This window comes from uncultured Tateyamaria sp. (genome assembly GCF_947488715.1).
Classification (GTDB): Bacteria; Pseudomonadota; Alphaproteobacteria; order Rhodobacterales; family Rhodobacteraceae; genus Tateyamaria.
In genome coordinates this window covers 132,761-139,495 of the sequence record NZ_CANLAG010000009.1, presented here as the reverse complement: position 1 = coordinate 139,495, position 6,735 = coordinate 132,761, and the positions used below count along the sequence as shown (strand labels likewise).

At 59.4% G+C, this 6,735-nt stretch carries 6 protein-coding genes; 3 read left to right on the top strand and 3 right to left on the bottom strand.

Annotated elements, in window-relative coordinates; genetic code table 11:
* Positions 1-169: 169 nt before the first annotated feature.
* The gene (locus tag Q0936_RS17970; RefSeq protein WP_299145855.1) at positions 170-1,348 is read right to left on the bottom strand and encodes an integrase arm-type DNA-binding domain-containing protein; all 1,179 of its coding nucleotides are present in this window, start codon (positions 1,346-1,348) and stop codon (positions 170-172) included.
* Between the two features lie 348 nt (positions 1,349-1,696).
* Positions 1,697-2,623 (bottom strand): aminotransferase class IV, encoded by a 927-nt coding sequence (locus tag Q0936_RS17965; RefSeq protein ID WP_299296889.1) that lies wholly within the window; start codon positions 2,621-2,623, stop codon positions 1,697-1,699.
* 65 nt (positions 2,624-2,688) lie between these two features.
* On the opposite strand from Q0936_RS17965, the gene Q0936_RS17960 reads away from it, so the two are divergent.
* Positions 2,689-3,612, top strand: coding sequence for an aldose epimerase family protein (locus Q0936_RS17960; protein WP_299296892.1), 924 nt, complete (start codon positions 2,689-2,691; stop codon positions 3,610-3,612).
* Positions 3,613-3,866: 254 nt separating this feature from the next.
* Complete coding sequence (locus Q0936_RS17955) at positions 3,867-4,196, top strand: TfoX/Sxy family protein (RefSeq protein WP_299296894.1); 330 nt, start codon at positions 3,867-3,869, stop codon at positions 4,194-4,196.
* A 91-nt stretch (positions 4,197-4,287) separates the two neighbouring features.
* Here the strand turns inward: Q0936_RS17955 and ndk are convergent, their stop codons facing one another.
* Positions 4,288-4,710: a nucleoside-diphosphate kinase gene (ndk, locus tag Q0936_RS17950; RefSeq protein WP_299145848.1), complete on the bottom strand. Its 423-nt coding sequence runs from the start codon at positions 4,708-4,710 to the stop codon at positions 4,288-4,290.
* Between the two features lie 127 nt (positions 4,711-4,837).
* On the opposite strand from ndk, the gene Q0936_RS17945 reads away from it, so the two are divergent.
* Complete coding sequence (locus Q0936_RS17945; protein WP_299296895.1) at positions 4,838-6,682, top strand: ABC-F family ATP-binding cassette domain-containing protein; 1,845 nt, start codon at positions 4,838-4,840, stop codon at positions 6,680-6,682.
* Positions 6,683-6,735: the final 53 nt, after the last annotated feature.

Sequence of the window (6,735 nt, the reverse complement as noted above, 5' to 3'; positions counted from 1 at the left end):
CCATCACTGCGCCCACAGGATAAATCCGCCCGGTGAAAGCAGAAGCCCGCTCAGACACCGATTTGTGCAACAGAACCACGGTTAGATCCAATGTCGGCTTACGGTTTTTCTCTATCGTTTGCTCAAAGTTGGGTTTGCTGTCATGGAGCTAGCGCCAAAACAGTGCGCTCTACTGGATCAGCTCCACCACATTGTTGGCTGTACGAGCCGAAAGTGCCAGTTTGCCCCAAGCTTCCATCAATCTACTCCGTTTGTCGAAAAGATCAGACCGCGCATAAGCGGCTTCAGCCTTGTCTTTGATTCCATGTGCCAACGCCGCCTCAATGACTTCGCGTGGGAAGCTCGTGGTTTCTCCCGCCCAATCGCGGAAGGTCGAGCGGAAGCCGTGCACGGTGATCGCGTCGCGCCCCATCCGACGGACAACCGCTGTCATGCTCATGTCTGAAATGGGCTTGCCCGGTTTGCTTTCGCTTCCGAAAACTAGTGCTGTGTCGTCTCCCTTGAGGCCAAGGCAGGCGATTGCCTCAAGACTCAGGGGCACGCGGTGTTCCTTGCCCGCCTTCATTCTACCTGCCGGGATCGTCCAGACCTTGGCGTCCAGATCAATCTCGGTCCATGTCGCGCCGCGCGTCTCGCCGGAACGTGCCGCCGTCAGGATCGTAAAGGCTAGCGCACGCGCCGCGACGCCGGTGCGGCCTGACAGGTCTGCCATGAAGGCAGCAGTCTCGGCATGGGGCAAGGCCGGGTGGTGTTTGACTGCCTTTACCTTTGTCGGCTTTGGAAGCAGGTGATCAAGATGTCCCCGCCAGCGCGCCGGGTTGTCGCCCGTCCGAATGTCCAGCGCAGTGGCGTAGTCCAGCACCGCCTCAATCCGCTGGCGCACCCGGTTGGCGGTTTCGGGCTTGGCGGTCCAAATTGGTTTCAGAACACCAATAACGTCCGCCGTCTCAATCCGTGCAACCTGCACCCGCCCGAGGCTTGGAAATACGTAAGCCTTTAGCGTTGAGGTCCATTGCGCCGCATGTTTTTCGTTTTTCCAACCGGGGCGCTTACTTTCGATCAGTTCGAGCGCGGCGTCCTTGAACGTCTTAGGCTTGGCTTGCCGTTTTTTGGCAATCGGGTCTTCGCCCTCTTGGATCATGCGCCGCGCGTGCAACGCCCGGTCGCGCGCCATGGCTAGCGACACCTCGGGATAGGCTCCAAGTCCTAGATCGTGCCGCTTGCCCATCACTTGATAGCGCAGCACCCAAGACCGCGCTCCAGAGGCTTTGACATAGAGAAACAGACCCCGGCCATCACCATGACGTCCGGGGCCAGCCGTTTCCACTTTTCGCGCACTCAAAGCCACATCGTTCCCACATTTGTTCCCACACCTGAAACCGGTTTAGGATGAACCCCTGTGAACCGCAAGAGCGGAGCCCGAATTTAAACCTTTGCTTTTAGTGGTTTTCCTGAACGCTCGCGGACACCGCTAGCCCCAGAAGAACCCAAGTTATGCGGACTGTCTCTCCGCCACTACACTTTCCTGAGCGAGTAAATGTACGTGTAGCTTTGTGCTTTCGTAATTTTCGTCGCGGTCAGAGTTACAATTGTTAACTACGAGATTTGTCTCGACTGCGCGGTCTAGAGTTCGGTCTTGCCGGTTTCATAGAAGAACGCGCTTTTGTCATTCGCCCAAACTCGACCATATCCGCAGTCAGTTAACGGCAGCGCGCTCCGCCTCGATCAGACGTTTGTAGGCGGCGCGCAACCGCTTAAAGACTGGTCCGGCAACTCCGCCCCCTATCACGCGACCATCAATGTCGAACACGGGCGTCTGAGCGCCGAATGTGCCAGTGAGAAACGCCTCGTCCGCACCGTAGGTGTCGACGAGGGAAAAATTTCGCTCAAATACTGGGATGCCTTCGGCACGACACAGGTCGATCACTTTCTGCCGCGTTATGCCGTTCATGCAGTAGTCACCCGTCGACGTCCAAACTACATCCTTGCGCACAATAAAGAAGTTGCAGGCGTTGGTGGTATTCACAAACCCAAACGGGTCCAGCATCAACGCCTCATCCGCCCCGGCCCGTACCGCGTGGTTCAACGCAATGATGCAATTGAGCTTGGAATGGGAATTCAACTTGGCGTCTTGCGTCAGCGGTAGTCCCCTGTGGTGCGGGACGGTGTGCAGACGGATGCCGCGGGTCACCACGCTGTCGTCCGGCTTGGAGAACTCTGCGATGATCACGATGGTCGAGCCAAAGAGGCTAAGGTGCGGGTGCTGGAACGGCTTGGATTTACGCCCGCGCGTGACCATCAGGCGGATATGGACGTCGGTGTGCATCTCATTTGCAGCGAGGGTGTCCCACACCGCCTTCTTGAGTGTGGACCGATCCATGCCGATGTCGATTTCAATATAGAGCGCGGCCTCGAACAGGCGGTCGAGGTGATCATCAAAGAATGGGATGTGCCCGCTATAAAGCCGCAGACCTTCCCATATGCCGTCCCCGAGCAGAAACCCGCTGTCGTACACGGACACAACCGCTTGTTCACGCGGCAAAATTTCACCGTCTACATAGATCAGGATGTGATCATTGCGTGTATCCATTGCGGCATCATGTGTCGAAACATGCGTGTCCATGCGGCACCTCTGATTGGTCTGCACAATGAATTGCACAATGCCTGTACCTTTGCCATGGTGCGCGCATGCCCAAGACCATTTCGATTGCCTCCGGTGCGATGCGCGCCCTGTTGTCCACCTCCGGCGCGCGCTTGCTCAGCTTGCACTATGACGACCAACCCGTGATCCTGTCAGCCGATCCAGAGCAGCATCCAGGTTGGTTCGATGTCTATCCCGGTGCCTTGATCGGGCCCTTGGCCAATCGTATCCGCGCTGGGCGCGTGCCGCTGTCGGGGACCACATACCAGATGGTTTGCAACGAAAATGACATCACCGCGCTGCATAGCGGCCCAAACGGGCTGGACGTGCGTGAATGGCAGATTGATGCACAGACCGAACACAGTGTCCGGTTGCACCACCACCTTGTTGACGGGGACATGGGACTGCCCGGAGAGCGGCACATCACCGTGTCTTTCGCGCTGGACGACGCGGCGCTGACGCTGGACATCAAGGCAACGACCACCGCGCCAACGCCAATGTCCATCGCACACCACCCCTATTGGCGGTTGGGCAACGCACGCGACCACACGCTTCAGGTTTCAGCGGACCACTACTTGCCCACCGACGCGGACAATGTGCCGACCGGCACGATTGCCTCTGTCGACGGCACAGCCCTGGACCACCGCACGCCACGCCAGTTGGACGTGGCGACAGATCACAATCTATGCACGGCGACCGCGCCAGTGACGCAGCCCAGAGCAGTGGCGACGCTGACGGGAACAGACGGTTTGCGCATGGTGGTTGAAACGACAGAGCCAGGCTTGCAGGTCTATTCCGGCGCACACTTGCCAGATTTGCAAGGCACTGATGTGGCCCCCTTTGCTGGGATTGCCCTCGAACCACAGGGATGGCCGGACGCGCCGAACAATCCAACCTTTCCAAGTGTGATTGCCACGCCTGAGACGCCCTATCATCAAATCACCCGATACGTTTTCGATCGCGCCACATAATCGCCACATTTGCGCCTTTGCCTCGGCACACGCACCTGCCCTACTGCACGTCAGAGCCCGGAGAAACCGGCCAAACAGAGCAGTATATAGGTGATGAAATGCCCAAAGATCCTCGGCCTCCGCAACCCCCGACCCCGACGCCCCGTAAGGACACAGCGCCGCAACCGGTGTTCACCGACTACGCGAGCATCTGACCACGCAAACGCGGCAGAAGGTGACGTGACTTGACCGGCGCAGACGGTTAAACCACCGCCATGTCGACCCCTGTCTCTTCGATCCGCAATCTTGGCCCCGCAATGGACGCGGCATGTGCCAAGGCCGGCATCCCGGATGCCGAAACGCTCCGCGCGTTGGGCCCGGACGAAACCTACCGCCGGTTGCTTCGCGCTGGCACACGCCCCCACTTCATTGGCTATTACGTTCTGGTGATGGGCCTGCAAGGTCGACCATGGAACGACTGCAAGGGCGAAGAAAAGAAAGCCCTGCGCACCCGTTTCGATGCCATCAAGTCCGAAGCATTTGATGCAGGCCTGTCCGCATTTGAACGTGCACTCGACGAGATTGGCGTAAGACCAAAAGCGTAACGCCCGGCTACGCACGTCTCTCTGCATCCAAAAAAACCGACGCACCCAAAGGCGCGCCGGTCTACTGGTCATCTCAGTCTTGATGGAAGGCTTAGCCCACCAACTCCAGACCGGAGAAGAAATACGCGATTTCGACAGCTGCCGTTTCAGGCGCGTCCGAACCGTGCACGGAGTTTTCACCAACGCTTTCCGCGAACTCGGCGCGGATTGTGCCGGGGGCCGCGTCAGCTGGGTTTGTTGCGCCCATGACTTCGCGGTTCTTGGCGATAGCGCCTTCACCTTCGAGGACCTGGCACACGATCGGCGCGGACGCCATGAATTCGCACAGTTCGTCATAGAAGGGACGCTCGGCGTGCACGGCATAGAAAACCCCCGCTTGCGCCTTGCTCAGGTGAATGCGCTTCTGTGCCACGATGCGCAGACCCGCCTCTTCGAACTTGGCGTTGATCGCGCCTGTCAGGTTGCGGCGTGTTGCGTCGGGCTTGATGATGGAAAACGTGCGCTCGAGGGCCATGAGATTTCTCCTGTCTGGCAAGGGCCAAACCGGCCCCGGATGTGATTTCGCGCAGCCCCTAACATGCAGACCCGCGCTTGGAAAGGCGCGATTGACCGCGCCCTGCATCTGCGGCAAGAGCATCCCTATGTTGCGCATCTCAGATATCAGTTACGCCGTCGCAGGCCGCCCGCTCTTTGAAGGGGCCAGCGCCGTTATTCCCGAAGGACACAAGGTTGGTCTTGTCGGTCGCAATGGGACAGGCAAAACCACGCTCTTTCGCCTGATCTACGGTGAACTGGCGCTTGAGGGTGGCGACATATCCCTGCCATCCGGTGCGCGCATCGGCGGTGTGGCCCAAGAGGTGCCAGCATCACAAACGTCACTCCTCGATACCGTTCTGGCCGCAGACACCGAACGCGCCGCCCTGCTCGCTGACACCAGTCAGGACCCTGACCGCATTGCAGAAATCCAAACGCGCCTGGCCGACATCGACGCCTGGTCCGCCGAGGCCCGCGCGGCCACAATCCTCAAAGGGCTGGGCTTTGACGATGACGAACAGCTGAAACCCTGCGCGGATTTCTCGGGCGGCTGGCGCATGCGCGTGGCGCTCGCCGCCGTTCTCTTTGCGCAGCCCGACCTGCTGCTCTTGGACGAGCCGACCAACTATCTCGACCTCGAAGGCGCACTCTGGCTAGAGGCCTACCTTGCAAAATATCCGCACACGGTTGTGATCATCAGTCACGACCGTGGCCTGTTGAACCGGGCGGTTGGCGCGATCCTTCATCTTGAGGACCGCAAACTGACATTCTACCAGGGGCCCTACGACCAGTTTGCCCGCCAACGCGCCGAAAAACTGGCCGTCGCCGCCGCCCAATCCAAAAAGCAAGAAGCCCGCCGGGCGCACCTGCAGTCCTACGTCGACCGTTTCCGCTACAAGGCCGACAAGGCCCGCCAGGCGCAATCGCGCCTCAAGGCCCTTTCCAAGATGCAGCCCATCACCACGCCGCAAGAGGCAGGCCTCAAACGCATCGACTTTCCCAACCCCGAAGAGCTGTCGCCCCCGATCGTCCATCTGGACGGCGCAAGCACCGGCTATGGCGACACCACAGTCCTATCGAAACTGTCTCTACGCATCGATCAGGATGACCGCATCGCGCTGCTGGGCAAGAACGGTCAGGGCAAATCCACCCTGTCCAAGTTCTTGAGCGATCGCCTGCCAGCACTGTCGGGAAAAATCACCAAATCCAGCAAACTGCGCATCGGCTATTTCGCCCAGCATCAGGTGGATGAGCTGTTTGTCGACGAAACCCCGCTGGATCACCTGCGTCGCGAACGCCCAACCGAGGGCCCTGCCCGCTGGCGCGCCCGGCTGTCCGGGTTCGGTCTCATGGCCGATCAGGCGGAAACGGTTGTGGGCAAACTCTCAGGTGGGCAAAAGGCACGCCTTTCGCTGCTGCTCGCCACCCTCGACGCGCCCCATATGTTGATCCTGGACGAGCCGACAAACCACCTCGACATCGAAAGCCGCGAGGCGCTTGTCGAGGCGCTCACCGCCTATACCGGCGCAGTGATCCTCGTCAGCCACGACATGCACCTGCTGGAACTGGTCGCGGACCGTTTGTGGCTGGTGTCAAACGGCACCGTCAAACCCTTCGAAGACGACCTCGAGGCCTACCGCAAACTGCTGTTGTCTGACGCCAAACCACCCAAGGCACGCGCAGAAAAACCCAAACCCAAACGCCCATCACGCGACGCCATGCTGGCCCTCAAGGCAGAGGCTCGCAAATCCGAGGCCCGCGTCGAAAAACTCAACGACATGAGGGACAAACTCGCCACCAAACTGGCCGACCCCACGCTATATGAGGACGCCAAGATCGGCGAAATGGAAGTCTGGCAAAAGAAATATGCCGAAGTGATGGACGCCCTCGCCCGCGCCGAAACACTGTGGATGCAAGACCTGGAAAAACTGGAAAGCGCTGAACGCATCTGATGCTTTCCTTTTGCTCCAAATACCTCGGGGGTCCGGGGGCAGCGCCCCCGGCA

What these genes read in the sequence shown, in the direction of transcription:
- ndk (WP_299145848.1), bottom strand. Translation starts at nt 4,710, where the DNA reads ATGGCCCTCGAGCGCACGTTTTCCATCATCAAGCCCGACGCAACACGC.
- Q0936_RS17955 (WP_299296894.1), top strand. Translation starts at nt 3,867, where the DNA reads ATGTCGACCCCTGTCTCTTCGATCCGCAATCTTGGCCCCGCAATGGAC.
- Q0936_RS17945 (WP_299296895.1), top strand. Translation starts at nt 4,838, where the DNA reads ATGTTGCGCATCTCAGATATCAGTTACGCCGTCGCAGGCCGCCCGCTC.
- Q0936_RS17965 (WP_299296889.1), bottom strand. Translation starts at nt 2,623, where the DNA reads ATGGACACGCATGTTTCGACACATGATGCCGCAATGGATACACGCAAT.
- Q0936_RS17960 (WP_299296892.1), top strand. Translation starts at nt 2,689, where the DNA reads ATGCCCAAGACCATTTCGATTGCCTCCGGTGCGATGCGCGCCCTGTTG.